This is a genomic window from Streptomyces sp. NPDC001700 (genome assembly GCF_053596435.1).
In genome coordinates this window covers 1-25,751 of sequence record NZ_JBSFGE010000001.1, presented here as the reverse complement: position 1 = coordinate 25,751, position 25,751 = coordinate 1, and the positions used below count along the sequence as shown (strand labels likewise).

Sequence of the window (25,751 nt, the reverse complement as noted above, 5' to 3'; positions counted from 1 at the left end):
TCTGCAACCGTTCCGCTTTCCGACCCCTCTACCTCCCCGCAGGGTGAACGACGCGTACCCAATGGAGGTTTTATGCGCAATAGGACCAGAGGTGTGGTGGGCGTAGCAGTCGGCGCCGCCATGACCGCCGCCGTGGCCGCCGGGGCCCATGCCGTCGTATCGGACGACGACGGGCCCGACCGGAACCAGCCCGCCGCGGCGGGCAAGACCACACCGGGCGACATCGACCACGACGGCTACGCCGACCTCGGGGTGGGCGCGCCCGACGGCACCGTCTCCGGGAAGTCCAAGGCGGGCTACGTGGGCGTGACCTACGGCGCCCAGTCCGGCGTCGACGCCGGACGGCACAGCACGCTGTCGCAGGCGAGCCCGGGCGTTCCCGGCACCCCCGAGGCCGGGGACCACTTCGGCTCGGCCGTCGTGCGCGGCGATGTGGACGGGGACGGCTACACCGACCTGATCGTCGCCGCGAACAGCGAGGCCATCGGCACCGCCAAGCGGGCCGGTTCCGTCACGGTCGTCTTCGGCGCCAAGGGCGGCCTCTCCGGCGACGCCATCGCCTTCCACGCGCCGAAGGCCACCGCCTACGCGCTGTTCGGCGACACGATGGCCGTGGGCGACTACAACCACGACGGCCGCGACGACATCGCCATCACCGACGGCACCAAGGTCCAGCTCGTGGGCGGCGCGGCGAACCTGCGCGAGACGGCGACCCCGAAGATGACCGCCGTCACCCCGCCCGGCGGCGGAGCGGGCATCGAGCACCTGTCCTCCGGCGACATCAACGGGGACGGCTTCGCCGACCTGGTGACCGTCGCCTACCAGGACGACCCCGCCGACGAGGGCACGCTCGGCGTGCTGCCCGGCTCGTCCGGCGGTCTGAAGAGCACCCCGCTGGGCGAGGACGTGGCGCTGCCGTTCGCCTCGTACCAGGCCGTGGTGGGTGACATCAACGGCGACGGCAAGGACGACGTCGTCACGGACACCGGCTTCGAGGACGGTCCGGACGACGCGCGCCTGCGCACGTTCCCGGGCACCGCAGCGGGGCTCGACACCGCCAACCCGGTGATCTGGAAGGGCAAGCCGCAGAACGGCACCGCCTCCCGGCTCGCCGACATCAACGGCGACGGCCACGACGACCTCGTGGTCGGCGACACCGCCGCCGAGGCCCCCGGCGGCTACAACGACGCCGGCGCCATCACCGTCCTCAAGGGAACCAAGGACTGGCTGACCGACGCGGGTGCGCAGACCTTCTCCCTCGACACCGAGGGCGTCCCCGGCGAGATGACGGGCAACGACAAGTTCGGCGACGCCGTCTCACCGGCCGACTACAACGGTGACGGCAAGCCCGACCTGGCCATCGGCGTCCCCAACCGCACCGAGGGCGCGGGCGCGACGGCCCTCCTGTACGCGGGTACCGACGGCCTCACCGCCGAGGGCTCCGCCCTCATCGGCCCCGGCGACCTCGGCGCCCCGGCGGCCGATGCCGCCTTCGGCACGGAACTGTCCGACCCCGCGACGAAGTAGCACGACGTCGCCCTCAGGCGGTGGCCGGGCCCAACCGGGCCGGGCCACCGCCGTGGGGATCTGCCCTGTCGGCCTGCCGCGCCTCGTAGAGGTGCACGCGGGCGGTCGAGTCGAGCGTGATGGCGTACGCCCCCAGCGCCCGCCACACCTCGGCGACAACCCCCGCCTCCTCCCGCAACTCCCGCCGCGCACACTCCTCCGCCGTCTCCCCCGCCTCCCGCCGCCCGCCCGGCAGGAACAAGTACTCCCCACCGTGACGGGGAAAGTGGGCGCTCAGGAGGGCCACCCGGCCGTCGGCGTCGCGAGCCACCACCACAGAAGCGTCCCGAACCGGCCCATGGCCCCGGGCATCGTCGTCCATGGCTGGGGAGCGTAGCGGTCAACACGGGCGGCTTTACGAGGGCGGTAGCTCTGGGTTGAGTCTGTCGGCGGGCACTCGCTCAAGGCGGGTCCAGCCCTTCCAGCCACGTTCCGCCAGGATCGCCAATACCCGCTGGGCGCCCGGCGCGGACTCGGCCATGGCTGAGTCCAGCAGGTGGACGAACTGGTCGTCGAAGCCGTCGGGCCCCACCTCGCCGGCCTTCACGGCACGAATCCTCAGGCGCTCCAGGATGTCGGCGAGTTCGATGACCCGCGGGTCCTCGGCCGACCAGTCGAGCGCCCCTTTGAGGAAGCTGTAGAGCCTCAGCATGTCGGGGTCGTCCAGCTGCTCGTGCTTCTTGGCGATCACGGCGTCGATCAGATGCGGCACCTGGGCGGCGACCATGATCCAGGCGTCCCGCTCCAGCTCGATGTATCGCTCCTCGACGCCGAGACCGCGCAACCGGTCGAGGTAGCCCACGACGCTCCGCGGGAGCGCCAGGTGTTCTCCGGCGGCGATCCGGGCAAGGCGTCTGCGGGTGTCCTGCAGCCGCCTGATCTCGGCGCGCAGATCCTTGTCGATCTCCTGGACGCCCTCGGAGAACTCCTCCGGGCCGGCGTCGAGGAGTTCCTGCACCCTGGCCAGCGGCACACCGGCATCGGCCAGGGTGTGGATCTGGATCAGTCGCGCGACCGCGGCAGCGTTGTAGGCCCGGTAGCCGGACTGGTCGCGCGCGGGCTCAGGCAGCAGCCCGATCTGGTGGTAGTGGCGTACCGCCCGCACCGTCACCCCGGCGTACGCCGCCAGCTGGCTGATGGTGAGCATGAGTCCCAGCCTGCCTCAGGAAATCTTCCGTCGATAGGCGGCCATCGCGAAGCCGTACGCCACGACGAGGATGCCGACGCACCACGCGAGTGCGATCCAGATATCGTCGCCGACCGGCCGCTCGGCGAACAGGTCGCGGATCGTGTTGACGATCGACGTCACCGGCTGATGCTCGGCGAACCAGCGCACCGGGCCGGGCATGGTCTCCGTGGGTACGAACGCCGAGCTGACGAACGGCAGGAAGATGAGCGGGTAGGCGAACGCGCCCGCGCCCTCGACCGACGCCGCGGAGAGCCCGGGGATCACGGCGATCCAGGTCAGCGCCAGGGTGAACAGGAGCAGGATGCCGACGACCGCGAGCCATGCCAGCACTCCCGCCCCTGAGCGGAAGCCCATGAGCAGAGCGACGCCCACGACGATCACGAGCGAGATCAGGTTGGCGACCAGCGAGGTGAAGACGTGTGCCCACAGCACACCCGACCGTGCGATCGGCATGGACTGGAATCGCTCGAAGATCCCACTCTTCATGTCGGTGAACAGCCGGTAGGCGGTATAGGAGATGCCCGACGCGATGGTGATGAGCAGGATGCCGGGCAGCATGTAGTTCACGTACGAAGCCGACCCTGTGTCGATCGCGCCGCCGAACACGTAGACGAACATCAGCATCATGGCGACCGGCGTGATGACGGTCGTGATGATGGTGTCCCAGCTGCGGGTGACATGGCGCAGGGTCCGCGCCGCAAGAACAGCGGTGTCGCCGAAGAAGTACGCGGTCATCCCTGCCCCCTAGTTGTTGGTGCCACCGACGACCGCGAGGAAGATCTCCTCCAGGCTCGGCTGCTTCTCGACGTACTCGACCGTGGCGGGCGGGAAGAGCTGCTTGAGCTCGGCGAGGGTGCCGTTCACGATGATCCGCCCCTGGTGGAGGATCGCGATCCGGTCGGCCAGCTGCTCGGCCTCGTCCAGATACTGCGTGGTGAGCAGCACTGTCGTGCCGTGGCGGGCGAGCTCCTTGACCGCATCCCACACCTCGATACGCGCCTCGGGGTCGAGCCCGGCCGTCGGCTCGTCCAGGAAGATCACCGGCGAACTCCCGATGAGGCTCATCGCGATATCCAGCCGACGGCGCATCCCGCCCGAATACGTCGACGCTCGGCGCGCGCCCGCCTCGGTCAGCGAGAAACGCCTCAGCAGGTCATCCGCGATCGCGCCCGGGTCCTCCAGGTGGCGCAGCTTGGCGACGAGGACGAGGTTCTCCCGCCCGCTCAGGATCTCGTCGACGGCCGCGAACTGCCCCGTGAGGCTGATGGACTCCCGCACGTTCGCCCCTCGCGTGGCGACGTCGAAGCCATGGACGCTCGCCGTCCCCGCATCGGCCTTGAGGAGCGTGGCGAGGACCCGCACGGTCGTGGTCTTGCCCGACCCGTTGGAGCCGAGCAGGGCGAAGATGTCGCCCCGCGCCACGTCGAAGTCCACGCCGCGCAGCACGTCGAGCTTCCCGTACGACTTCTCAAGACCCCGCACGCGGATCGCCGGACCGGCGATCGATTGGGCCGTCATGGTCAGCTGCCTCCTTCGCGGAGCTGTTCCAGGCGACTGCGAGGAAGCTCCTGTCGGAAGGATGGAGGGTTGACCCAGCGTCAAGGTCAAGCCCGCTCCGACGACGGCCCGGTGGTTCGTTACGCGGTGCCGTGGGTGTTTGCCGCGGTGTCGCCCTGGGTGGGGGTGTTGGCTTCGCCTGTCAGGTCTCGGACGAGGAGGGTCGCGCCCGCTACCGCGCCCGGCATCAGGAAGACCGCTACCAGGGGGAGCAGGAAGAGCAGGGCCAGGGGGAGGCCGAAGCCCACGGTGAGGAGGCGGCGGCCGCGGAGCAGACGGCGGCGTTCCCCCAGGAGGACGCCGCGGCGCAGGAGGGCGACCGAGGTCAGTTCCTCGGCGAGGAAGAAACCGGTCACGCAGAGGGCGAGGGCCGGGATCACGGTCTGGCCGACGACCGGGATGAAGCCGAGGGCGAAGAAGAGCACGCTCCACAGGGTGACGCGGATGAGCAGGACGATGGCCTCGCGGATGCCGATCCACACCTCCTGCCAGGTGGACAGGCCGGATTCGGGGACGGCGCCGCCCTCGGAGCGGTCGACCTCCTCGGAGAGGGATTCGTAGAAGGGCTGGCCGACCAGGAGCGTGACCGCGGTGAACGTGATCACCGCGAGGAAGAGGCACGCGGCGGCGAAGAGGAGGGAGAGGGCACCGCGGAAGGCGGCGAGCCACGGGGAGGCCCAGTCGTCGGCGAAGGGGGTGGCCCAGGAGATGACGTCGTCGGTCCAGAAGAAGAGCACGACGAGCGCCGCCGCGTAGCCGACGAGGGTGATGAGGGCCGGGATCATCCCGATCCCCCACCACCGCCCGTGCTGGGCCACCCAGCGTTGGCCCTTCACCAGATAGCCGATGCCCACTCCAAGATCACGCATGGGCGGAAGCCTACTTGGCTACCTCGGCGCGTAGATGACGCCCAGCTTGTCGATCTCGTCACCGGCGCGGCCGGTGAAGCCGACGATCTGCCAACCGGTGGGGGCGGTGTAGGTGGCGGTGTCGGAGGTGGGTGTTCCGGCCTTCACGGTGCGGCCCGTGTCGGTGGTGAAGGCCGCCGAGAAGAGGCGGGTGCGGTTGTCCTTCTTGCCACGGGTGAGGGTGACGGAGGTGAGGTGTTCGGCGGGGCCGAGGGTGAGGGTGGCCGGGGTGCCGCCGCTGCCGCCGTGGGTGAGGGTGGTGCCGCCGCCGAGGGTCAGGGACACGCCGTCGAGGCGGGAGCCGCCGCGCAGGGTGAGGGTGCGGGGCGCGGGGGTGGCGGGCAGGTCGTCGGCGTCGTTGAAGGCGGTGCCGTGCGGTCCGCCGAACTGGTCCCCGGCGCGGAGCGCGTCGGCCGCCTTCCAGGAGAAGTCCACGGTGTGCGGGTAGTGGTCGGAGAGTGGCTTGCCCTCGGCGTCGAGGAAGGACGTGTCCTCGTTGTTGTAGCGGTTGGCGGTGAGGGAGAGGAGGGGGCCGGAGCGGTAGAGGACCTTGTCGACGACCTCGCAGGTGTTGGTGACGTTGTCCGGGTCGCACACGAGCGCGTCGGACCCGGCGGGCGGGGCCGAGCCGCCACGGACGAGGTTCACCCAGGCGTCGGTGAGGCCGTTGCGGGTGGCGAGGTCGCGGATGTTGTCGGCGGCGCGGGTGTAGCGGGTGTTGGTGTCGCCCATGACGAGCACCGCGTTTCCGGCCGAGTTGGCGGCGATGAAGTCGGAGAGCTGGGTGATGTTGGCGCGGCGGGCGGCGAGGTCGGCGTCGGTCGTGCCCGCGTTGGTGTGCACGTTGTAGAGGTCCACGTACGCGCCTTCGGCGAGCCGCACCCGGGCGAGCGTGAAGCCCTTGGGGGTGAGGCAGTCGGTGCCGTTGCACTTGGTCCACTTGACCCGCTCGAAGTCGTCGTACGGCAGGTCGGAGAGGGTGTTGAGGCCGTCGCCGAAGGCCGCGCCACCGCTGGTGGGGGTGCGGTACGGGTGGTCGTCACCGGCGTAGAGCGCGGCGTGGTAGTTGAAGTCCTCCTGGACGTTGACGATGTCGTACGCGCCGAGGCGCGGCGAGATCAGCGGGGTGTTCTTCTCGGGGTGGCCGGAGGACAGCCCCTCGGGGAGTCCGGCCACGTTGTAGGTGAGGACGTTGAACGAGCCGGAGGTGGCGGGCGCGGCCTTGGTGTCCGCCGTGGCGGGGGTGGCGGTGAGCAGGCCTGCGGTGGTGGCAAGGGCCGCCGCGGCCGCGATGGCCATGCGGCGTCCGATGAATCTCACGAAGGGGGTCCTCTCGGGGAGTGACGAATCAAGGAGTGACGAACGTCAGAGCTTGCCGGTGCCCGCCTGCGCGGTCACCGAGGCGACCACCGACGACGCGGGCTCCGCCGTGTACGCGTACGGCGGCTTGGTGAAGGTGCCGGTCCGGGAGATCTCGGTGGCCGCGCCGCCCAGGTCGTTTCCGCGCAGCACCGCGTAGCCGTCCACGTCGCTGCTGCGGCTGGTGGTCACGGCGATCTTGGTGTCGCGGAACACGTTGTTCTCCACCAGCATCTGCGCGCCCATGCGGGAGTGCGCGGCGGTGTCCGCGCCCTGGACGTAGTTGTCGTAGAAGTGGCCGGTGCCGAAGCGGAGGCTGGGGATGCGGGAGTAGACGTTGCTGAACCAGTTGTGGTGGTACGTCACCTTGAGGTGTCCGGTGTCCTCGGCGGCGTTGTTGTCGCTGTGCCCGACCAGGCTGCCCTTGAAGTGGTCGGCGAACTTGTTCCAGGACACGGTGATGTCGTCGGAGCCGTGGTTGATGTCCAGCAGGCCGTCGTAATAGTCCTTGTCGTGGTCCCGGTCGGCCGAGAACGTGTTGTGGTCGATCCACACCCTGGTGGACTCCTGGACCGTCACCCCGTCGGACGGCTTCCTCGGCTTGCTGATGGCGAGGTTGCGGATGATGACGTTCGTCGCCTCCTTCAGCCGCAGGCCCCCGCCGGTGAATCCGGAGCCCGAACCGACGCCCAGCACAGTGGTGTTGGAGCCGATGTCCACCTGGCCGGTGAGGGAGAGCAGACCGGACACCTTGACCACCTTGGCGCCGTCCCCGGCGACGGCGGCCTTGAAGGCGGCCAGGGTGGTGACGGTGGTGGCGGTGGCGTTGCCACCGCCGGTGGTGGCCGCGCCGAAGCCGATGGGGGTGGTCTCGGCGGCGGCTGCGCGCGCGGAGGGCGTGGCGGCCGTGGCGGCGTCCGCGTCCTGCGCCGAGACGGCGGACAGTCCCCCGAGCGCGAGGGTTGCGGCCACGCCCGCGGCGATGGCCGTCAGCCTGCGCCTGCTGTGGCCGGTGGCGGTGGTGGTGGCGTCCGTCGTGAAGTGGTCACCTGCGGAGTTCATGAAGAGCCCTCTCGGTCGGGGGACCCCCGCCCAAGCACGCTAGTAAGCGCTTGTCGAGGAGTCAACACCACTGACTCATAAGGGAGTTGGCGATAAGAAGAGTTGACGCGCGACGACTTTGCCGAACTGACAGGCGTCCCATAGAAACCATCCGTACCTTCCATGCTCATGACAGATACCTCCCCCGCCCCTCTCGGGCGCCGCAGAGTACTCATCGCCGGAAGCGCTGCCGCCGCGGCCATCGGAATCGGTGCCGGTGCCGCCGCCACGCGCCCGGAGGCATCCGCCACCGGCGTCACCGACATGGCCCCGGCCGCGAACGCGGTCTGCACGCTCACCAAGCAGCTGACCGAGGGCCCGTACTACCTCGACCACGCCCTCGTCCGGGCCGACGTCAGCGAGGACAAGCAGGGCGTACCCCTGGAGCTGGTCCTGCCCGTCGTCGACAAGGACACCTGCGCACCGCTCAACAAGGCGCTCGTGGAGATCTGGTACTGCGACGCGCTCGGCGAGTACTCCGGCTTCGTCGGCAACAACGGCCACGACGAGCCGGACAACGGGAAGTTCCTGCGCGGCGGTGTGCTCACCGGCACCGATGGCGTGGCCAAGATCAAGGGCATCTACCCCGGCTGGTACCGGGGCCGCTGCATCCACATCCACATCAAGGTGCACACGGGCGTCACGCTCACCGCCGACGGCTCGTTCACCGGCGGCAACGAGATCCACACCGGTCAGCTCTTCTTCAGCGAGACGATCACCCAGGCGGTCGCCAAGCTCGCCCCGTACTCGACCAACACCGTCCCCCGCACCCCGCTGTCCTCCGACGGCATCTACGGCAACGGCGGCACCGCCGCCGGGCTGATGGCCGTGACGGCGCTGGGCAGCACCCCGTCGGCCGGATATCGCGGCACCCTCACCCTGGGCATCGACTCGGAGGCCTGACCGCGCCACCGAACCACCGCTGACGCCGCCGCGTCCCGTCCCCCTACCGCTCAGTACCCCACTCCAGGCCCCGTCCGGCTTCCCCGGGCGGGGCCCGCCTTTTCGCCAGGAGGTGCCCAAGGGGTCTTGACGGTGGCCGAAACCTTACCTAGGTTCTCCTGGACATCAGATGTCTGATGTCTGGTTCTGGCAAGGAGGTCGACAGCAATGCCGCTGTCCGACGACATCGCCGAGCGACTGCTGACCGCGATCATCGACGGCCACTATCCGCCCGGCACGGCCCTCCCCCCGGAGGGCGTACTGGCCGAGCAGCACGCCGCCAGCAGGCTCACGCTGCGCGAAGCGATCAAGGTCCTGCGCTCGCAGAACGTCGTCCGCATCCACCGGGGACGCGGTACGTACGTCAACAACCCCGACCAGTGGACCGCGCTGGAACCGATGATCCGCGCGGCCGCCACCGGGCCCCGGGCGGGCGGGGCGATCTCCGAGAAGCTGATCGAGGCCCGGCAGATGATCGAGGTCGGCGCCGCGCAACTGGCCGCGGCCCGGCGTACCGACGACGATCTGACGGAACTCGCCGAGCTGCTCGATGACATGCGGGCGGCGGCCGACGCCGGGGACACCGAGCAGTTCGTGACCGCCGACATGGCGTTCCACGACGTGGTGATGCGCGCCTCCGGCAACGCCTTCGTCCCGCTCCTCTTCGAGCCGTTCGGCCGACTGCTGATCGAGGGCCGCAGGCAGACCTCCGCCGTACCCCAGATCCGTACGAACGCCATCGCCCAGCACGAGAGCGTCCTGGCGGCGCTGCGCGGCGGCGACCGGGAGGAGGCCCGGCGCGCGATGGCCGACCACATGACGCAGACGGCGGACGATCTGCGGACCCACGTGATCGAGCCACGCGGCTAGCCCTCCCAGCTCTCTCTTACGAACACCGCCACACCCGGCGGTGCGCCCCGGCCTGCCCGAAAAGGCCTGAAAAGGCCTGAAAAGCCGGAAACAGCACGAACGCGTCAGGAAAGTAGAGCCGCACATGCCCGACACCGACACCGGCACCCACACCGCGCACTTCCCCGAGGCGCACGAGCTGCCGCCACCCCGCGAGGTCGAGCCCGCCGAAGTGGCCGCCGCCGTCGCCGACGGGCGCCGTCTGGTCGTCCTGGACGACGACCCCACCGGCACCCAGACCGTCGCCGGAGTGCCCGTCCTGACCGCCTGGACCGTCGACGACCTGCGGTGGGCGCTGCGCCAGGACAGCACGGCCTTCTTCGTCCTCACCAACACCCGCAGCCTCGCCCCGGACACCGCCGCGGCCCGTAACCGCGAGGTCGTACGGGCCCTGGCGGAGGCGTCCGAGGCCGAGGGCGTGGGGTACGTCCTGGCCAGCCGCAGCGACTCCACGCTGCGCGGGCACTTCCCGCTGGAGACGGACGTCCTGGCCGAGGAGACGCCCGTCGACGGCGTCGTGCTCGCCCCCGCGTACATCGAGGCGGGGCGGCTCACCGCCGACTCCGTGCACTGGATGCGGACGGGTGACGGGATGCTTCCGGTCGGCCGGAGCGAGTTCGCGCGCGACGCCACGTTCGGGTACGCCAACTCCCGGCTGCCCGAGTGGATCGAGGAGAAGACCGGCGGGCGCGTGTCCGCCGGGGACGTCCTGCGGATCACCGTGGAGGACCTGCGGCTGCGCGGCCCGGGCCATGTCGCCCAGCTGCTGGCCTCGCTGCGCGACGGCCGGATGGCGGTGGCGGACGCGCTCTGCGACGACGACCTGCGCGTCCTGGCCCTGGCGGGGGCGGCGGCGGAGTCGGAGGGCGCGCGGCTGCTCTACCGGTGCGGCCCCTCGTTCGTACGGGCCCGGGCGGGCCAGGCGGCGCGTGCCCCGCTGACCCCGGCCGAGCTGCGGCGCCCCGGTGGCGGGGCGGCGACCCATGGGCTCATCGTCGTCGGGTCCCATGTCGGCCAGACCACCCGGCAGTTGGACCGGCTGCGCGAGCGCGGCGGGATCGCCGAGTTCGAACTCGATGTGCACGCCCTGCTCGACGAGGGGCGGCGGGTCACGCACATCGCCGACGTGGCGGCGGCGTGCGCGCGGGCGCTCGGCGAGAGCGAGGTCGTCGTACGTACCAGCCGCGCCCTGGTCACCGGCGCCGACGCCGACGACTCCCTGGCCATCGCGCGCAGCGTGTCCGCCGCGCTCGTCGCCACCGTACGAGCCGTCACGGCGGCCCGGCGCCCCGCGTACGTCATCGCCAAGGGCGGCATCACCTCCAGCGACATCGCCACCGAGGGCCTGGAGATCCGCCGGGCCTGGGCGCGCGGCACCCTGCTGCCCGGGATCGTCTCGCTGTGGGAACCCGAGTCCGGCCCGAGCACCGGCATCCCGTACATCGTGTTCGCCGGGAACGTCGGGGACGACAACGCCCTCGCGGACGCCATCGACCTGCTCACCGCTCGGAGCCGATGATGCTGCTCACCGGAACCGACGCGCTGACCGCCGCCGCCCGCGAGGGCCGCGCGATACCCGGCTTCGTCGCGTACAACCTCGAAACGGTGCAGGGCATCGTCGCGGCGGCCGAGGCATCGGGCACGCCCGTGCTGCTCCAGGCCGGTTCGAGCGCCTTCAAGCACGCGGGGCGCGAGGCCCTGATGCGGCTCGCGCTGGACGCGGCCCGGCGGTCGAGCGCGCCCATCGGCGTCCACCTGGACCACAGCCGGGATCTGGCCGAGATCGCCGCGTGCGTGGACGCGGGCTATACGTCGGTGATGGTCGACGGCTCCCATCTGCCGTTCGCGCAAAACATCGCGCTGACCCGGCGGGCCGTGCAGCACGCCCACGCGGCCGGGGTCTGGGTCGAGGCCGAACTCGGCGCGCTCGCCGGTGACGAGGACGTGTCCACGGACGCGACCGCGCCCGGCGGCTCGATGACCGACCCGGCCCAGGCGGCCGAGTTCGTGGCCGCGACCGGGGTCGACGCCCTGGCCGTCGCCGTCGGCAACGTGCACGGCTTCACGGCGGAGCCGGTACGGCTGGACCTGGCCCGGCTGGAACGCATCCGCGCCGCCGTCCCCGTCCCCCTCGTCCTGCACGGCGCGAGCGGCCTCCCGGAGGCGGAACTGCTGGGCGCGGTGCGGCGCGGCGTCGCCAAGGTGAACGTCAACGCGGAGCTGCGGCGGGCCTATCTGACGGCCGTCGCGTCAACCCTCCCGAACGCCACGGACAGCGCGGACGCCGTCGCCACGTGGTCAGCGGGCCGGGACGCGGTGGCCGCTACGGCCCGCCGGATCGCCGACCGCCTGGCGTCGGCGGCCGAGCCGGTGCCGTAGCCCAGTTGGCCGCTGCGGGCTGGCGGGGTGCGCTTGATCCCCCACCCCGCCCCTTCCCGCAGCATCGATATGCGGCTCCGCCGCGTGGCAGGGCTCCGCCCCTGGACCCCGCCGTCCGACGGCCGACAGTCGGTGGCGGGGCCAGACCAACAGGGCTCGTCGGCCCGGGCCCAGCGCGGCCCCGGCCTCGCGGAACGCCACCAGACCGGTGGCATTCGGCGAGGCAGGCGGTGCCAGGACCAGGCCCAACAGGACCGGCGCCACCGGCCGTGGCACCGACCGACAGGCGGCGCAGGGCCAGGCAACGGGCCCGGCGGACCGGGCAATGCCTCGGCCAGCCGGGCCGGTTGTCCCGGGCGGCCCAGCCTCGCGGGGCGCCGCCTGGCTGGTGTCGCCGAGCGGCATGCGGTGCGGGGGCCGGGCCGACAGAACCTGTCGGCCCGGACTCCACTGACCGCAGACCCGACGCGGCTCCTGCCACGCGGGACGCCACCAGACCGGTGGCACCGAGCGACAAGCAGTACCGGGCGCGGGCCCAAACACGGCCCGTTGGGCCGGACCTCGCGGGCCGCAGGCCCTGCGCGGTCCGGGCGTCGCCAAACGCCACCGACCGTGGCGCCGAGCGGCAGGCGGCGCCAAGACCGGGCCAGACGGCAACGGGCCCCGGCCGGGCAACCAGTCCGGCGGACCCAACAACTGCCTGGCCCTCGTAGGCCACGCCCGGCGCCACCAACCGTGGCGCCGACACCCGGGCAACGGGCCCGCCCCACTCGGGGTCCAGGGGGGAGCCCTTGGCTCGGGAAGGGGCGGGGTGGGGGATCAAGCCCACCGGCCGCGCCACAACAACACACCCACACCCACACCCACACCCACTCTCACAGGAACACCTATGCCTTCTGCCACTTCCCCCCGCACCGCCGTCCTCGGCCTAGGGGCCATGGGGCTTCCCATGGCGCAGCACCTCGCGGCCGGGGACTTCCCCGTCACCGTGTTCGACATCGCCGCCGAGCGGCGGGCCGCCGCCGTCGCGGCGGGGGCCGACGAAGCCGTCACTCCGGCCGAGGCCGCGCGGGGCGCGGATGTCGTGCTGCTCGCCGTGCGGGATCAGGCCCAGGTCGACAGCGCGCTGTTCGGCGAGACCGGCGCGGCGGGCGCGCTGCGCGCCGGGGCCGTCGTCATCCTCACCAGCACCGTGGGGCCGGTCGCGGCCCGGGCGACGGCCGCCGCGCTCGCCGAGCGCGGCGTACGGCTCGTGGACGCGCCCGTCAGCGGTGGGCCGACGCGGGCCGGGAACGGCGACCTGCTGATCGTCGTCGGTGCCGAGCCCGACGCCCTCGCGACGGCGCGCCCCGTACTGGACCGCCTCGCGTCCACGCTCACCGTCATCGGCGACAAGCCCGGCGACGGTCAGGCGCTCAAGGCCATCAATCAGCTCCTCGCCGGAGTGCACATCGCGGCGGCCGCCGAGGCCGTGGCGCTCGCGCGCGGGCTCGATCTGGATCCGCGGACGGTCATCGACAGCCTGAGCCAGGGCGCGGCGGGGTCGTTCATGTTCGCCGACCGGGGGCCGCGTATGGCGCAGGTCTACGAGGAGGCGGCGGACGCGGTCGAGGTGCGGTCGCGGCTGGACATCTTCGTCAAGGACATGGGCATCGTGACCGGCATCGCGAAGGACGCACACGTCCCGGTGCCGCTGGCCTCGGCCGCCGAGCAGCTGTATCTGCTGGGCGAACGGGCCGGGCTCGCCGCGCGCGACGACTCGTCCATCGTCACCGTCCTCTCCCCCGAGGCCCCCAAGGCCCCCAACACTCCTGAGGGAGCCGGACAATGAGCCACAACTCGCTGCTCCTCGTCGCCGCCGCCGGAGTCGCCCTCCTGCTGGTGCTGATCATCAAGGCGAAGGTCCAGCCCTTCGTGGCGCTGCTCGTCGTGAGCATCGCGGTGGCCCTCACCGCGGGCGTCCCGGCCGCCGACCTCGTCACCACCATCGAAGAGGGCATGGGCTCGACGCTCGGCCACATCGCCACCATCATCGCCCTCGGCGCGATGATCGGCCGGATCATCGAACTCTCCGGCGGCGCCGCCTCCCTGGCGCATTCGCTGATGGAGCGCTTCGGCGAGAAGCGCACCCCGCTCGCGCTCACGGCCGCCGGTTTTCTGCTCGGTATCCCGGTCTTCTTCGAGGTCGGGCTGATCATCCTGATGCCGATCGTGTACGGGGTGGCCCGGGCGTCCCGTAAGCCGCTGCTCGTCTACGCCCTCCCCATGGGCGCGGCGATGCTCACGGTGCACGCCTTCCTGCCGCCCCACCCGGGCGCGGTGGCCGCCGCGACGACGATCGGGGCGGACCAGGGCTGGGTGCTGCTGTTCGGCATACCGGTGACGGCGGTCGTGATCGCGATCGGCTATCTGCTGGCCAAGCGCATGACGCGGCGTACGTACGCGATGACGGCCGATGTGCGCGAGAAGGTCCTCGGAAGCGATTCCGGCAGCGACAAGGACGTGGCGAGCGTCGAGAATCCGCCCTCCTTCGGCATGATCCTCAACCTCATCGTCACCCCCATCGCCCTCATCCTGCTCGGCACCATCGCCGAGAACGCCCTCGCCGAGGGCTCGACCCTCCGCGCCGTGCTGACCGTCCTCGGCGCCCCCATGGTCGCCCTGCTCGTCGCGGCCGCGCTGAGCGCCTACTTCCTGGGCATACGCCGCGGCTGGTCGGGCGCGCGCGTCTCCGAGGTGATGGGGTCGGCGCTGCCGGGCGTGGCGATGGTGATCCTGGTGGCGGGCGCGGGCGGTGTCTTCGGCAAGGTGCTGGTGAAGACCGGCATCGGCGATGCCGTGGCCGACGTCCTGGACCGCACCGGACTCCCCCTCCTGGCGCTGGCCTTCGCGATGACGGCCCTGCTGCGCGCGGTGCAGGGCTCCACGACGGTCGCCCTGGTGACGACGGCCGGTCTGATCAACCCGCTGCTCCAGCGCACGGACCTCTCCCCGCAGCAACTGGCCCTGATCTGCCTGGCGATGGGCGCGGGCGGACTGTCGCTGTCGCACATCAACGACGCGGGCTACTGGATGTTCACCAAGCTGGTGGGCCTGGAAGTCGGCGACGCCCTCCGCACCTGGACCGTCCTCACGACGGCGATGGGCACGGTCGGCTTCCTGCTGACCAGCGCCCTGTGGCTGGTGGTCTGAGGGAGGCCGGGGCCGGGCCGCGTCCGCCCGCTAGCGGGCCATGGCGTACGACGAGCGCTCGGCGGCCGGGGAGGACGACAGCCCGGTGGCGAAGGTGTCGACGGCCAGGGCCGTGCGCAGACAGAGGGTCAGGGCGCGGGCCCGGGCGTGGGCGATGCCGTCCGGGGAGCGGTGGTCGGCGAGGTCGGTGAGGCCACCGCGCCGGGCCGAATCGTCGAAGGACGCCCGGAGGGTGGCGGCCGGGATCGGGGCGCCCCGGTCGAGGGCGTCGGCGAGGGCCGTCAGCTGGTCGTCGAAGAGGGCGGCGATCTCGGCGGCCTCCGGCACGGCGTCGGCCTCGCGGTGCGGCTGCGCGGCGTACAGCTGCGAGGCGCACCGGTTGAGGTCCGCGATCGACCGCTGGATGGACGTGATCTCGGCGGCGCTCCAGCGGGCGCGGTGGCCGCGCGGTTCATGACGGACGGCGGCGACCGCGGCCTCCAGGCGCTCCCGGGTGTGACGGCTGCGGGAGCGCAGGGCGTCGATGTCCTCGTGCCGTACCACCCCGGGCTCGGTCAACCCGCCGACCAGGGCGTTCAGCAGCCGCCGCTGGACGTCCGTCCACGCGGCGACCAGGGAGGACAGCCGGTCGTGGTGGTACGTGGGCAGGACGGTGAAGACCAGGAGCCCGATCAGGGCGCCGAGAAGGGTATCGGCCGGACGGCCCCAGGCGATGAGGTCGGAGGCCTTGCCCAGGCGGGTGATGAGGACGACGAGCCAGGCGGTGATGAAGAAGTTCAGCGCCAACTGGCCGACGCGCAGGGTGAGGAAGACGCACGCGGCGAGCACCACCGCGGCGACGACCAGCCGGTCCGGCGTCCACCAGGCGGGCAGCAGGGCGGCCCAGGCGGCGAGGCCACCGAGGATCGAGCCGATGGGGCGGGCCCAGCCTCGGGCGAAGGTGTGCCCGTAGTCGGGGAACAGCACCAGCATGGTGGTGAGCGCCGCCCAGAAGCCGTGTCCGGGCAGGCCGTGGCCCCAGAAGTCGCCGAGGGCACGGCCCGCCGCCTCACCCGCCGTGGTGCCGATGGCGACGCGGAGGGCGTGCGCGAACAGCGGATCACCGGGCCGCGCCGCGCCCCACAGCCGCCGGAGCCCGGCCCGGGTGGGGTGCTCGGCGGGGAACAGGTCCAGGACGGGGTGCGGGCCTTCGGGGCGCTCCCGGTCGGCCCAGAGGGCGACGAGTCGCCCGGCCTCGTTCAGTGACGGCAGCAGGTCCTCGGCCATCGCGCCGTGCCAGGCCTCCAGGGTCCGTACGGCGTGCGGCGCGAGGGGTTCCCGGTGGGAGGTGCGCAGGGTGCGGGCCACGGAGTCGAGCGCTTCGGCGATCTCCTCGCGGGGCACCTTCGGGGTGTCGGGCGCGAGCAGCAGGGCGCGCCGGATGCGTTCGGCCTCGACGAGCAGTCCGTACAGGGGCGCCGCGCCGGGGCGGGCGAAGCGCGGCAGCAGGTCCAGGGCCCGGCGGGCGGCGGTGAAGGGTGCCGGGGCGGGGTAACCGCCATCCGCCCCGCCGCGTGCGTGCGCCGCGAGCGAGCCGTAGAGCGTGGCCAGCGCCTTGCGCTGCGCGGGGTGGCGCCGCCCGTACGGGGGCAGCAGCTGGGCGGCGAAGGTGAGGGCCGCGCCCGCGGCCATCCAGCGCACCATCACCAGCCCCGCCTCGACCGTGGCGGCGAGATCGGCGGTGATCATGCAGCCGATGACGACGAGGCAGGCGCGGATGCCGGGCGCCACGCCCAGCGCCCGCCACAGACCGGCCAGATACGCGAGCGCCGCGAGGGCGATCAGGAACCACCAGCCCGCCTGGTGCAGCCAGACACCGGCGAGGGCGGCGAGTGTGAAGCCCGCGCCCATCCAGAACGCGTTCACCGCCCGGTGCCGGACCGGCGCCAGCAGGGTGCCGATGCCGCAGATGAAGGCGCCCACCGACAGCATGACCCAGGCCAGCGGATCGCCGGTCAGCCCGCCGATCACCGCCGCGGCGACGACCGCCAGGACCGCCCGTACGATCGCGCCGGGCTCAGAGAGAACGCGTTCCATGGTGAGGGCCGCCCGGAAGCTGCGGCCCATCGCTGATGTCCATCCCTGTATCTCGCGCACCACATCCATATAGGTGCATCATACAAATAACCCGCCGCTCACCCCAAACGGATCACGTTCCACGACATCGGCTCCAGCGTGGCGCTCAGCACACCGTCCGCCAGCACCGTGCCCTCGCCCGCATGCGGGGCGACGCGCTCGGGGTCGGTGAGGGTGTTACGGGCCTCCGGGTCGGCGTCGGCGAGGACGCTGTGCTCGACGACCCGACCGAGCGCGAGACCGTGCAGCGCCACCTCCAGCGGCAGCGGCCGGTGCTGGTCGCGGTTGACGGCGAAGACGGTGACCTCGCCGGTCTCCTCGTTCCGTACGGCCGTGGCGTGCAGCAGCGGCACCTCGCCGTACTTCGCCGTCTCGTGCGCCGGACTGTCGACGGCGACCTGGAGCACCCGGCCGCGCCCGTACGCCGAGGCCTGGGCGAAGGGGAAGAAGGTGGTCTGGCGCCAGGCCGGACCGCCCGGTTCGGTCATGATCGGGGCGATGACGTTGACGAGCTGGGCGAGGCAGGCGACCGTCACCCGGTCGGCGTGGCGCAGCAGCGCGATGAGCAGCGAGCCGAAGACGACGGCGTCGGTGACGGAGTAGTTGTCCTCCAGCAGCCGTGGCGCCTCGTCCCAATTGGGCGGCTCGGCGGCGTGGAAGCGGTCCTGGTACCAGACGTTCCACTCGTCGAAGGAGAGGTTGATCTTCTTCTTCGACTTGAGCCGGGCGCCCACGTGGTCGCAGGTGGCGACCACGTTCTCGATGAAGGACTCCATGTCGACGGCGGAGGCGAGGAAGGAGTCGCGGTCGCCGCCGCGCTCCTCGTAGTAGGCGTGCAGGGAGATGTAGTCGACCAGCTCGTAGGAGTGCTGGAGGACGGTGGCCTCCCAGGCGGCGAAGGTCGCCATGCCCTGGTTGGAGCTGCCGCAGGCGACGAGTTCGACGTCCGGGTCGATCTGGCGCATCGCGCGGGCGGTCTCGGCGGCCAGCCGTCCGTACTCCTCCGCGGTCTTGTGGCCGGTCTGCCAGGGGCCGTCCATCTCGTTGCCCAGACACCACAGCCGGATGCCGTACGGGTCCTTGTCGCCGTGGCCGATGCGCCGGTCGGACAGCGTGGTGCCGGACCGGTGGTTGGCGTATTCCTGCAGCTCAAGGGCCTCGGCGACACCGCGCGTGCCGAGGTTGAGCGCCATCATGGGCTCGCCGCCGACCTTGCGGACGAAGTCGATGTACTCGGAGAGCCCGAAGCGGTTGGTCTCGGTCGAACGCCAGGCGAGGTCGAGGCGGCGGGGGCGCTCCTCGGCGGGCCCTGTGCCGTCCTCCCACTTGTAGCCGGAGACGAAGTTGCCGCCGGGGTAGCGGAGCGCGGTAACCCCGAGTTCACGGATGAGGGCGAGGACGTCGGTGCGCAGCCCGGCCTCGTCGGCGGCGGGGTGGCCGGGCTCGTAGATGCCGGTGTAGACGCAGCGGCCGAGGTGTTCGACGAACGAGCCGAAGAGACGGGGGTCGACATCGCCGACGGCGAAGGCGGGGTCGAGGGTGAACCGGGCGGGGGCGGTCGACGGCATGGCGGCGCCTCTCTACTGTCCGTTCGATATGCCGGATAGGGGTCGCATATCCGAACGTGACGGTAAGAGCTGGCCGCGCGCGCGTCAACGCCCCCGCCGCGCGCTGATCAATAGGCGGTCGGCCAGCCGCCGCTCCAGCTCAGCAGGTTGACGCCGAGCTTGGCGGTGCCGCTCGCCTGGCCGTCGTAGTAGTGGTAGACGAGCAGGTCACCGTCGGTGTCGCTCATGATCGACTGACCGCCGGGGCCGATGTAGCGGCCGTGGGACTCCAGGACCGGTGAGCCGCCGTTGTTCATCATGCTGACGCCGTTCCTGTCGTAGTACGGCCCGGTGGGCTGGGTGGCGCGGCCGACCTTGATCTTGTACGTGGAGCTGGTGCCCGCGCAGCAGGTGTCGTACGACGCGAACAGGTAGTAGTAGCCGTTGCGCTTGACGACGGACGGCCCCTCGACCGCCTTGGTGCCGGTGGGCCGGGAGGCGATGCCGTAGACGGTCCTGTCGCCCGCGTAACTCTTGCCGGTGGCGGGGTCGAGCCGGATCATCTTCAGCCCCGACCACCACGAGCCGAAGGACAGCCACCACTTCCCGTCGCCGTCGACGAAGAGGTTGGGGTCGATGGCGTTGTAGTTGCTGCTGCCGGTGGTGGAGTGGACGATGCCGTAGTCGGTCCAGGTGCCCGCCTTGCCGCTCGGTGAGGTGGCGAAGCCGATGGCGGAGTTGCTGGAGCCGAAGGACGAGACGGCGTAGTACATCAGGTACTTGCCACCGTGGTACGAGATGTCCGGCGCCCAGGGGTCGTTGCCCGAGGAGTACGTCTTCCACCAGGACGGCGGGGAGTTGAAGGCGTTCCCGGAGCGGCTGAAGGCGATCCGGTCGGTGGAGGTGCGGGCCTCCAGACCGCCGTGGGTGGAGTAGAGCAGATAGGTGCCGTCGGCGGCGCGCAGCATCGTCGGGTCGTGGACGGTGATGTCGCCCGTCACCCGGCCCGGATTGGGGTAGGCGGAGGCGCTGGTCGGGAGTAACGCGAGCAGGAGCGCGGCGGGCAGGGCGAGCCATCTGGTGCCGCGACGGGTTCTCATCCGGCGGTTCTCCTCTCATCTGCCGTGCGGTGTTCGCTCTCTTGACCGGGGGTGGGGCCGCCTCTAGCGTGCGGCCGACGTTACGGAAACGTTCCGGAAGTTTTCGGAGCCTGGGAAGGGAAGTTTTCGTGATCAAGACGATCCGTACCGCTCTCGTCGGCGCACTCGCCGCCGCCCTGATCCCTCTGGCCATGCCGTCCGCCGCCGCCTCCGCCGCCTCCGCCGCCTCCGCCGCTGAGCAACCTTCCACCCCCGGCGCGGATTTCGGAAGACCTCTCCAGCCGATCGATGGCTTCGGTTTCTCGGAAGCCTTTCAGCGCGCCGATCTGATGCGCGGCGCGGGCGGGCTCACCCCCGAGCACCAGCGGGAGGTGCTGGATCTGCTGCTGAACCGGCGCACCGGCGCGGGGCTCAGCATCCTGCGGCTGGGCATCGGCTCGTCGTCGGACGAGGTCTACGACCACATGAAGTCCATCCAGCCCACCGACCCGGGCGGCCCGGACGCCCCGCCGCGCTACGAGTGGGACGGCGAGGACGGCGGCCAGGTGTGGCTGGCCAAGGAGGCGAAACGGTACGGCGTCCAGCGCTTCTACGCCGACGCCTGGAGCGCGCCCGGCTACATGAAGACCAACGGGACGGACGCCAACGGCGGCACCCTCAAGCCGGAATGGCGGCGCGCGTACGCGAACTACCTCGTGCAGTACGCGAAGTTCTACCGCCAGGAGGGCATCCGGATCACCGACCTCGGCTTCACCAACGAGCCGGATCTCGCCACCTCGTACGCCTCCATGCAGTTCACGCCCAAGGAGGCGGCCGAGACCGTGAAGGCGGTCGGCCCGGCGGTCCGGCGCGCCGGGATCGACCTGGTGTGCTGCGACGCGGCCGGATGGAAGCAGCAGGCCGAGTACAGCGCGGCGATCGAGGCGGACCCGGAGGCGGCGCGCCACGTGCGCACGCACACCGGCCATCCGTACGTCACGCCCTCGGACCAGCCACTGCCGACGGCCCGGCGCACCTGGATGTCCGAATGGAGCCCCAACGGCACGACGTGGAACGAGGCGTGGGACGACGGCAGCGGGTACGACGGTCTGGCCGTCGCCGAGGCGATCCACACGACGCTCGCGGACGCGGGGGCGAGCGCGTACGTGTACTGGTTCGGCGCCTCGATCGGCGCGACGCGGGGCATGATCCAGCTCGACGGCGCGGACTACCACGTCTCGAAGCGGCTGTGGGCGCTCGCCGCGTACAGCCGCTTCGTACGGCCGGGGGCGGTACGGGTCGCGGCGTCGGCCGGGGCGGCCGAGGCGGACGGCGTGAAGGTGACGGCCTTCCGCAACCGGGACGGGGGCCGGGTGCTGGAGATCCTCAACACGGGCCGGGAGGCGGTCCGTACGGACTTCGCGGTGAGCGGCGGCGGGCGTGGCGTTGGTTCGGTCTACCGGACCGATGAGACGCACTCGCTGAGCCGGGTCGGCCGGGCGGTGGTGCGGGGTGGTGCGGTGGATGTGGACCTTCCGCCGCGCGCGTTGACGACGGTGGTCCTGCCTTGACGTGCTCCCCGACCTAAAGTCCGGGGGTTCCTGCCACGGTCGGGTGACCGTCTGGGTGGCTTCCTGCTTCAACGCGCTGTGCCGGGACTTTCGTCCTGGTCTTACCTGCGCTCTGCGAGGCGTTTAGCCTGTCCGCCCGTCCGGCGGCCAGGGTGTTCCGGGAGGCGTTGTCGTCGCGGTCGTGGACAGTCCCGCACCCTGCACACGTCCATTGGCGGACGTGGAGGGGCTTGGGGCCGTCCTTAACTCCGCACTCGGAGCAGACTTGCGAGGTCGGCTCGAACCGTCCGATCTTGCCGAAGTACCTGCCGTGCTTGACCGCCTTGTACTCCAGCATGTTCACAAACGCCGACCATCCGGCGTCGTGGACGGACTTGGCCAGCCGGGTGCGTGCGAGGCCGGACACCGCGAGGTCTTCCACATACACCGCTTGGTTGTCGCGGATGATCTGTGTGGATGCCTTGTGGTGCCAGTCCCGGCGCCGGTCTGCCACCCGGGCGTGCTGCCGCGCGACCCGGGTACGAGCCTTGGCCTGGTTCTTCGACCCCCTGGCCTTGCGGGAGAGATCCTTCTGCAACCGTTTGAGCTTCTTCTCGGCGCGGCGCAGGAACTTCGGGGAGTGGATGCGGGTGCCGTCGGAGAGGACGGCGAAGGTGGACAGGCCCAGGTCGATGCCGACTTCGGTATCGACCTCGGGAAGGATGTCGGGTTCGGTGTCCACTACGAAGCTCATGAAGTACCGGCCCGCGCAGTCCTTGGTGACCGTCACAGAGGTGGGTGCGGCTGGAAGTGGCCTGGACCAGGTGACCTTGATGTTGCCGACCTTGGCCACATACACCGTGCCGTTGCCCTGGAGAGAGAAGGCGCCGGCGGTCAGGCGGATGGACTGCCGGGTGTCCTTTTTCGACTTGTACCGAGGTGGCGCGACCTTGCGGCCTTTGCGTCTGCCGTTGAGGGAGTCGAAGAAGTTCCTGTAGGCGGTATCCAAGTCCCGCAGCGACTGCTGAAGCGCGACCGCCGACACCTCGGCCAGCCAGGCACGCTCGGGTGTGCGCTTGGCCTGGGTGATGCGACGCCGAGACAGCTCAGCCGACGTCACATACGGCAGCCTCGCCGCAGGTGCTTCCTGCCGGTCACGCAGGCAGTCGTTCCACACCACACGCGCACACCCGAACGCGCGCGCCAGCGCGCGGCGCTGCGGGGCGTCCGGGTAGACCCTGTAGTTGTAGCGGAGCTGCACGAACACGAACATATTGCCGTCTCATGGACGGCGAGGACGAATGTCGCCATGACAGGCATATGGTTTCAGCGATGCATGTTCACACGGTCTTTGTGACCAAGTACCGGCGTGGAGTGTTCACCGATGAGATGCTGACACGCTGCGAAAGATCATGCGGAACGTGTGCCAGGACTTCGAGGCGGACCTGAGGGAGTTCAACGGCGAACGCGATCACGTGCACCTGCTGGCGCACTACCCGCCGAAGGTTGCTGTCTCCAAGCTGGTCAACGGTCTCAAGGGCGTCTCCGCCCGCTACCTGTGGCGCGAGTACACCGGAGCCATGAACCGCGCCGTCATGCACGGACACCTATGGTCGCCGTCCCGCTTCTCCGCCTCCTGCGGAGGCGCGCCGCTGACGATCATCCGCCAACACATCGAGCAGCAACAACGTCTGCTCTGACCTCCAAGTCAGAGCAGTCCAGAGATGCGTTTCATTCCCGGCCTGAAGGCCGAGGCTTTCACGCAAGATGATGGGTAAGGGGCTTTCACAAGCCGGTGCCCCGGCGCGGCGGCCGGGGCACCACGGGCTCAGTCCTCGAAGGCGACGATCATCTTGCCGATGTTCTCGCCACGGAGCATGCCGAGGAACGCGTCCGCCCCGTTCTCCACGCCCTTGACGATGGTCTCGCGGTAACGCAGCTTGCCGTCCCGCACCCAGGCGCCGACCTCCTCGAAGAACTGCGGCTGGAGGTGGTTGTGGTCGTTGACCAGCATGCCCTGCATGCGCAGCCGCTTGCCGATGATGAGCGCGAGGTTGCGCGGGGCGGCGGGCGGCTCGGTCACGTTGTACTGCGCGATCATGCCGCAGATGGTGATGCGGCCGTGCACCTTGAGGCTGCTGAGGGCGGCCTCCAGGTGGTCGCCGCCGACGTTGTCGAAGTAGACGTCGATGCCGTCGGGGGCGGCCTCCTTCAGCTGCTCGGCGACCGGGCCGTTCTTGTAGTTGAACGCCGCGTCGAAGCCGTACTCCTCGATCAGCAGCCGCACCTTCTCGTCCGAGCCCGCGCTGCCGATGACCCGCGAGGCGCCCTTGAGCTTGGCGATCTGGCCGACCTCACTGCCGACCGCGCCCGCCGCGCCGGACACGAACACCGCGTCGCCCTCCTTGAACGACGCGACCTCCAGCAGCCCCGAGTAGGCGGTGAGGCCCGTCATCCCGAGCACCCCGAGGTACGCGGTGAGCGGGGCGATCTCCGGGTCCACCTTCACCGCGCGCTTGCCGTCCACCACGGCGTACTCGCGCCAGCCCGCGAAGTGCAGGACGTGGTCGCCGACCGCGACACCCTCCGCGTTCGAGGCGATCACCGTGCCGACCGCGCCGCCCTCCATCGGCTGGTCCAGCTGGAACGGCGGCACGTACGACTTCACGTCGTTCATCCGCCCGCGCATGTACGGGTCCACCGACATGTACAGGTTGCGGACGAGCACCTGGCCCGGACCCGGCTCGGCCACCGGGACCTCGCGCAGCGCGAAGTCCTCCGGCTTCGGCCAGCCCTGGGGGCGGGCGACGAGGTGCCATTCACGGCCGGTGGCGGGGATCGCCGACATGGGGGTGCCTCCTCTTAATTACTTCACTACCTGAAACAATCATGTGCCTCGATATTTCATGTTGTCAAGTAAACGGGTAACCTGAGGGGCATGACGTCCACCATCGACCCGCTGACCCTCGAGGTCGTCGAGCTGATCGGCACCATCGTGGCCCGTTATCACGAGGAGTACGAGGAGGCCGCCGCCAAGCACGCCCTGACCGGCGCCCAGGCCCGCGTCCTGGGCCTGCTCTCCCGGGGGCCGACGCCGATGCGGCGGATAGCGCAGCAGCTCAAGTGCGAGCCGTCGAACGTCACGGGGATCGTGGACCGGCTGGAGTCCCGTGGCCTCGCCGAGCGCCGCCTCGACCCCGCCGACCGCCGCGTGAAGCTCGCCGCCGCGACCGAGACGGGCCGCGAGACCGCCGCGCGCCTGCGCGGCTCCCTGGACTTCGCCCGCGAGCCGCTGGCGGGGCTGTCGGCGGACGAGCGGACGGTGCTGCGGGACCTGCTGCAACGGATGCTGGGCGCGTAGCCCCGGCCCCCCCCGCTCCGTGGCTCCGCCCGGGCCCGTTCCGGGGACTCCGCCCCGCAGCTCCGATACGCGGCCCCGCCACGCACCGGAGCAAGCCCCGGCCCCCACCGGGGCCCCGCCCCGGACCCACGGCAGCGGCTCAACGCCCTGTCCCGGCCCGCCGTGCGCGAGGCGTACGAACGGGAGGGCACCAGCGGGTCACTCAGCACCGCACCCTGGCTGACCAGCCTCACCCACATCGGCACCACCCGCCCAGCCGCACCCCGGACATCACGCGTTCCGGGGACTCCGCCCCGCAGCACCGATACGCGGCCCCGCCACACGGCGGAGCAAGCCCCCGGTCCCATCGGGGCTCCGCCCCGGGCCCCGCGGGGCTCCGCTGCGGCCCGCTTCCAGGGGCGCCCCCGAAGCCGCCAGGGCTCCGCCGAGCGCCTCGGGCGGCATCCTCGGTTTCTGGGCGCTGAAAGCGGGCTGAAACCGGGCTGAACCCGCCGCGTCGCACGCTATGCCCCATGACGACGACATCGAACGCCCTCGCCATCGCGGCCAGAGGGCTGCGCAAGTCCTACGGCGAGAAGAAGGTCCTCGACGGCATCGACCTGGCCGTCCCCGAGGGAACGATCTTCTCCCTGCTCGGCCCGAACGGCGCGGGCAAGACCACCGCCGTCAAGATCCTCTCCACCCTCGTCACCGCCGACGCCGGTGATCTGCGGGTCGGCGGCCACGACCTGGCCACCAACCCGCAGGCGGTCCGCGCCGCCATCGGCGTCACCGGACAGTTCTCCGCCGTCGACGGCCTGATCACCGGCGAGGAGAACGTGCTCCTCATGGCCGACCTCCACCACCTCTCCCAGCGCGAGGGCCGCCGCGTCACCGCAGAACTCCTGCAGCGCTTCGACCTCGTCGAGGCCGGATCCAAGCCCGCCGCCACCTACTCCGGCGGCATGAAACGCCGCCTCGACATCGCCATGACCCTGGTCGGCAACCCCCGCATCAT

The 25,751-nt window shown here is 71.1% G+C and carries 21 protein-coding genes and 2 pseudogenes; 11 read left to right on the top strand and 12 right to left on the bottom strand.

The window, feature by feature from the left end; genetic code table 11:
• Positions 1 to 93 precede the first annotated feature (93 nt).
• Positions 94 to 1,527 carry an FG-GAP-like repeat-containing protein gene (locus ACWC5C_RS00115; RefSeq protein WP_450872223.1) on the top strand — a complete coding sequence of 478 codons (1,434 nt, stop codon included), beginning with the start codon at positions 94 to 96 and terminating at the stop codon, positions 1,525 to 1,527.
• 76 nt (positions 1,528 to 1,603) lie between these two features.
• Here the strand turns inward: ACWC5C_RS00115 and ACWC5C_RS00110 are convergent.
• From ACWC5C_RS00110 to ACWC5C_RS00080, 7 genes and pseudogenes are all read right to left on the bottom strand, one after another.
• Positions 1,604 to 1,888: pseudogene (locus tag ACWC5C_RS00110) on the bottom strand (NUDIX hydrolase); the annotation flags it as partial.
• A 33-nt stretch (positions 1,889 to 1,921) separates the two neighbouring features.
• A complete protein-coding gene (locus ACWC5C_RS00105; RefSeq protein WP_450872221.1) occupies positions 1,922 to 2,713 on the bottom strand; it encodes a MerR family transcriptional regulator in 792 nt (263 codons plus the stop codon).
• A 15-nt stretch (positions 2,714 to 2,728) separates the two neighbouring features.
• Positions 2,729 to 3,490: an ABC transporter permease gene (locus ACWC5C_RS00100; RefSeq protein ID WP_450872219.1), complete on the bottom strand. Its 762-nt coding sequence runs from the start codon at positions 3,488 to 3,490 to the stop codon at positions 2,729 to 2,731.
• Between the two features lie 9 nt (positions 3,491 to 3,499).
• Positions 3,500 to 4,273 (bottom strand): ABC transporter ATP-binding protein, encoded by a 774-nt coding sequence (locus ACWC5C_RS00095; RefSeq protein ID WP_450872218.1) that lies wholly within the window; start codon positions 4,271 to 4,273, stop codon positions 3,500 to 3,502.
• 119 nt (positions 4,274 to 4,392) lie between these two features.
• A complete protein-coding gene (locus tag ACWC5C_RS00090) occupies positions 4,393 to 5,181 on the bottom strand; it encodes an EI24 domain-containing protein (RefSeq protein ID WP_450872217.1) in 789 nt (262 codons plus the stop codon).
• Between the two features lie 18 nt (positions 5,182 to 5,199).
• On the bottom strand, positions 5,200 to 6,519 hold the full coding sequence (locus ACWC5C_RS00085) for a jacalin-like lectin (protein ID WP_450873200.1): 1,320 nt from the start codon (positions 6,517 to 6,519) through the stop codon (positions 5,200 to 5,202).
• A gap of 66 nt (positions 6,520 to 6,585) precedes the next feature.
• Positions 6,586 to 7,641 carry a pectate lyase family protein gene (locus ACWC5C_RS00080; RefSeq protein WP_450872215.1) on the bottom strand — a complete coding sequence of 352 codons (1,056 nt, stop codon included), beginning with the start codon at positions 7,639 to 7,641 and terminating at the stop codon, positions 6,586 to 6,588.
• A 162-nt stretch (positions 7,642 to 7,803) separates the two neighbouring features.
• On the opposite strand from ACWC5C_RS00080, the gene ACWC5C_RS00075 reads away from it, so the two are divergent.
• From ACWC5C_RS00075 to ACWC5C_RS00050, 6 genes are all read left to right on the top strand, one after another.
• A complete protein-coding gene (locus tag ACWC5C_RS00075; RefSeq protein WP_450872213.1) occupies positions 7,804 to 8,583 on the top strand; it encodes an intradiol ring-cleavage dioxygenase in 780 nt (259 codons plus the stop codon).
• Positions 8,584 to 8,790: 207 nt separating this feature from the next.
• Entirely contained in the window at positions 8,791 to 9,492 is a 702-nt protein-coding gene (locus ACWC5C_RS00070; protein ID WP_450872211.1) for a FadR/GntR family transcriptional regulator, read from the top strand.
• 124 nt (positions 9,493 to 9,616) lie between these two features.
• Positions 9,617 to 11,050, top strand: coding sequence for a four-carbon acid sugar kinase family protein (locus tag ACWC5C_RS00065; protein ID WP_450872210.1), 1,434 nt, complete (start codon positions 9,617 to 9,619; stop codon positions 11,048 to 11,050).
• Complete coding sequence (locus tag ACWC5C_RS00060; protein ID WP_450872209.1) at positions 11,050 to 11,910, top strand: class II fructose-bisphosphate aldolase; 861 nt, start codon at positions 11,050 to 11,052, stop codon at positions 11,908 to 11,910. The genes ACWC5C_RS00065 and ACWC5C_RS00060 overlap by 1 nt, the downstream gene beginning before the upstream one ends.
• 889 nt (positions 11,911 to 12,799) lie before the next feature.
• The gene (locus ACWC5C_RS00055; protein ID WP_450872208.1) at positions 12,800 to 13,741 is read left to right on the top strand and encodes an NAD(P)-dependent oxidoreductase; all 942 of its coding nucleotides are present in this window, start codon (positions 12,800 to 12,802) and stop codon (positions 13,739 to 13,741) included.
• Complete coding sequence (locus ACWC5C_RS00050; protein WP_450872207.1) at positions 13,738 to 15,102, top strand: GntP family transporter; 1,365 nt, start codon at positions 13,738 to 13,740, stop codon at positions 15,100 to 15,102. Before ACWC5C_RS00055 ends, ACWC5C_RS00050 begins: the two co-directional genes overlap by 4 nt.
• A gap of 30 nt (positions 15,103 to 15,132) precedes the next feature.
• Here ACWC5C_RS00050 and ACWC5C_RS00045 read toward each other — a convergent pair whose 3' ends face one another.
• The 3 genes from ACWC5C_RS00045 to ACWC5C_RS00035 all read right to left on the bottom strand — a co-directional run bounded on the left by ACWC5C_RS00045 (position 15,133) and on the right by ACWC5C_RS00035 (position 19,864).
• The gene (locus ACWC5C_RS00045) at positions 15,133 to 17,208 is read right to left on the bottom strand and encodes an FUSC family protein (RefSeq protein WP_450872205.1); all 2,076 of its coding nucleotides are present in this window, start codon (positions 17,206 to 17,208) and stop codon (positions 15,133 to 15,135) included.
• A gap of 68 nt (positions 17,209 to 17,276) precedes the next feature.
• Positions 17,277 to 18,785, bottom strand: a complete 1,509-nt coding sequence (arfA, locus tag ACWC5C_RS00040; RefSeq protein ID WP_450872203.1) for an arabinosylfuranosidase ArfA — start codon at positions 18,783 to 18,785, stop codon at positions 17,277 to 17,279.
• Positions 18,786 to 18,892: 107 nt separating this feature from the next.
• A complete protein-coding gene (locus ACWC5C_RS00035) occupies positions 18,893 to 19,864 on the bottom strand; it encodes an arabinan endo-1,5-alpha-L-arabinosidase (protein WP_450872202.1) in 972 nt (323 codons plus the stop codon).
• A 128-nt stretch (positions 19,865 to 19,992) separates the two neighbouring features.
• On the opposite strand from ACWC5C_RS00035, the gene ACWC5C_RS00030 reads away from it, so the two are divergent.
• The gene (locus ACWC5C_RS00030; protein ID WP_450872200.1) at positions 19,993 to 21,414 is read left to right on the top strand and encodes a glycoside hydrolase family 30 protein; all 1,422 of its coding nucleotides are present in this window, start codon (positions 19,993 to 19,995) and stop codon (positions 21,412 to 21,414) included.
• 13 nt (positions 21,415 to 21,427) lie between these two features.
• Here ACWC5C_RS00030 and ACWC5C_RS00025 read toward each other — a convergent pair whose 3' ends face one another.
• Positions 21,428 to 22,654, bottom strand: coding sequence for an RNA-guided endonuclease InsQ/TnpB family protein (locus tag ACWC5C_RS00025; protein ID WP_450873199.1), 1,227 nt, complete (start codon positions 22,652 to 22,654; stop codon positions 21,428 to 21,430).
• 23 nt (positions 22,655 to 22,677) lie between these two features.
• Between ACWC5C_RS00025 and tnpA the strand changes: the two are divergent.
• A pseudogene (gene tnpA / locus ACWC5C_RS00020) lies at positions 22,678 to 23,093 on the top strand (IS200/IS605 family transposase).
• Between the two features lie 128 nt (positions 23,094 to 23,221).
• On the opposite strand, the gene ACWC5C_RS00015 reads toward tnpA, so the two are convergent.
• Positions 23,222 to 24,241, bottom strand: a complete 1,020-nt coding sequence (locus ACWC5C_RS00015) for an NADP-dependent oxidoreductase (RefSeq protein WP_450872199.1) — start codon at positions 24,239 to 24,241, stop codon at positions 23,222 to 23,224.
• Positions 24,242 to 24,331: 90 nt separating this feature from the next.
• Between ACWC5C_RS00015 and ACWC5C_RS00010 the strand changes: the two genes are divergently transcribed.
• Both ACWC5C_RS00010 and ACWC5C_RS00005 read left to right on the top strand, forming a co-directional pair.
• Positions 24,332 to 24,754, top strand: a complete 423-nt coding sequence (locus ACWC5C_RS00010) for a MarR family winged helix-turn-helix transcriptional regulator (RefSeq protein ID WP_450872197.1) — start codon at positions 24,332 to 24,334, stop codon at positions 24,752 to 24,754.
• A 512-nt stretch (positions 24,755 to 25,266) separates the two neighbouring features.
• Positions 25,267 to 25,751: ABC transporter ATP-binding protein (locus tag ACWC5C_RS00005; protein WP_450872195.1), on the top strand; the 485-nt coding region annotated here is incomplete at its 3' end.

Excerpts from the sequence above, each read along its gene's own strand:
- ACWC5C_RS00070 (WP_450872211.1), top strand. The coding sequence starts at position 8,791 with ATGCCGCTGTCCGACGACATCGCCGAGCGACTGCTGACCGCGATCATC.
- ACWC5C_RS00095 (WP_450872218.1), bottom strand. The coding sequence starts at position 4,273 with ATGACGGCCCAATCGATCGCCGGTCCGGCGATCCGCGTGCGGGGTCTT.
- ACWC5C_RS00035 (WP_450872202.1), bottom strand. The coding sequence starts at position 19,864 with ATGAGAACCCGTCGCGGCACCAGATGGCTCGCCCTGCCCGCCGCGCTC.
- ACWC5C_RS00015 (WP_450872199.1), bottom strand. The coding sequence starts at position 24,241 with ATGTCGGCGATCCCCGCCACCGGCCGTGAATGGCACCTCGTCGCCCGC.
- ACWC5C_RS00090 (WP_450872217.1), bottom strand. The coding sequence starts at position 5,181 with ATGCGTGATCTTGGAGTGGGCATCGGCTATCTGGTGAAGGGCCAACGC.
- ACWC5C_RS00075 (WP_450872213.1), top strand. The coding sequence starts at position 7,804 with ATGCTCATGACAGATACCTCCCCCGCCCCTCTCGGGCGCCGCAGAGTA.
- ACWC5C_RS00105 (WP_450872221.1), bottom strand. The coding sequence starts at position 2,713 with ATGCTCACCATCAGCCAGCTGGCGGCGTACGCCGGGGTGACGGTGCGG.
- ACWC5C_RS00085 (WP_450873200.1), bottom strand. The coding sequence starts at position 6,519 with ATGGCCATCGCGGCCGCGGCGGCCCTTGCCACCACCGCAGGCCTGCTC.
- ACWC5C_RS00060 (WP_450872209.1), top strand. The coding sequence starts at position 11,050 with ATGCTGCTCACCGGAACCGACGCGCTGACCGCCGCCGCCCGCGAGGGC.
- ACWC5C_RS00100 (WP_450872219.1), bottom strand. The coding sequence starts at position 3,490 with ATGACCGCGTACTTCTTCGGCGACACCGCTGTTCTTGCGGCGCGGACC.
- ACWC5C_RS00045 (WP_450872205.1), bottom strand. The coding sequence starts at position 17,208 with ATGGGCCGCAGCTTCCGGGCGGCCCTCACCATGGAACGCGTTCTCTCT.
- ACWC5C_RS00010 (WP_450872197.1), top strand. The coding sequence starts at position 24,332 with ATGACGTCCACCATCGACCCGCTGACCCTCGAGGTCGTCGAGCTGATC.
- ACWC5C_RS00050 (WP_450872207.1), top strand. The coding sequence starts at position 13,738 with ATGAGCCACAACTCGCTGCTCCTCGTCGCCGCCGCCGGAGTCGCCCTC.
- ACWC5C_RS00065 (WP_450872210.1), top strand. The coding sequence starts at position 9,617 with ATGCCCGACACCGACACCGGCACCCACACCGCGCACTTCCCCGAGGCG.
- ACWC5C_RS00080 (WP_450872215.1), bottom strand. The coding sequence starts at position 7,641 with ATGAACTCCGCAGGTGACCACTTCACGACGGACGCCACCACCACCGCC.
- ACWC5C_RS00055 (WP_450872208.1), top strand. The coding sequence starts at position 12,800 with ATGCCTTCTGCCACTTCCCCCCGCACCGCCGTCCTCGGCCTAGGGGCC.
- arfA (WP_450872203.1), bottom strand. The coding sequence starts at position 18,785 with ATGCCGTCGACCGCCCCCGCCCGGTTCACCCTCGACCCCGCCTTCGCC.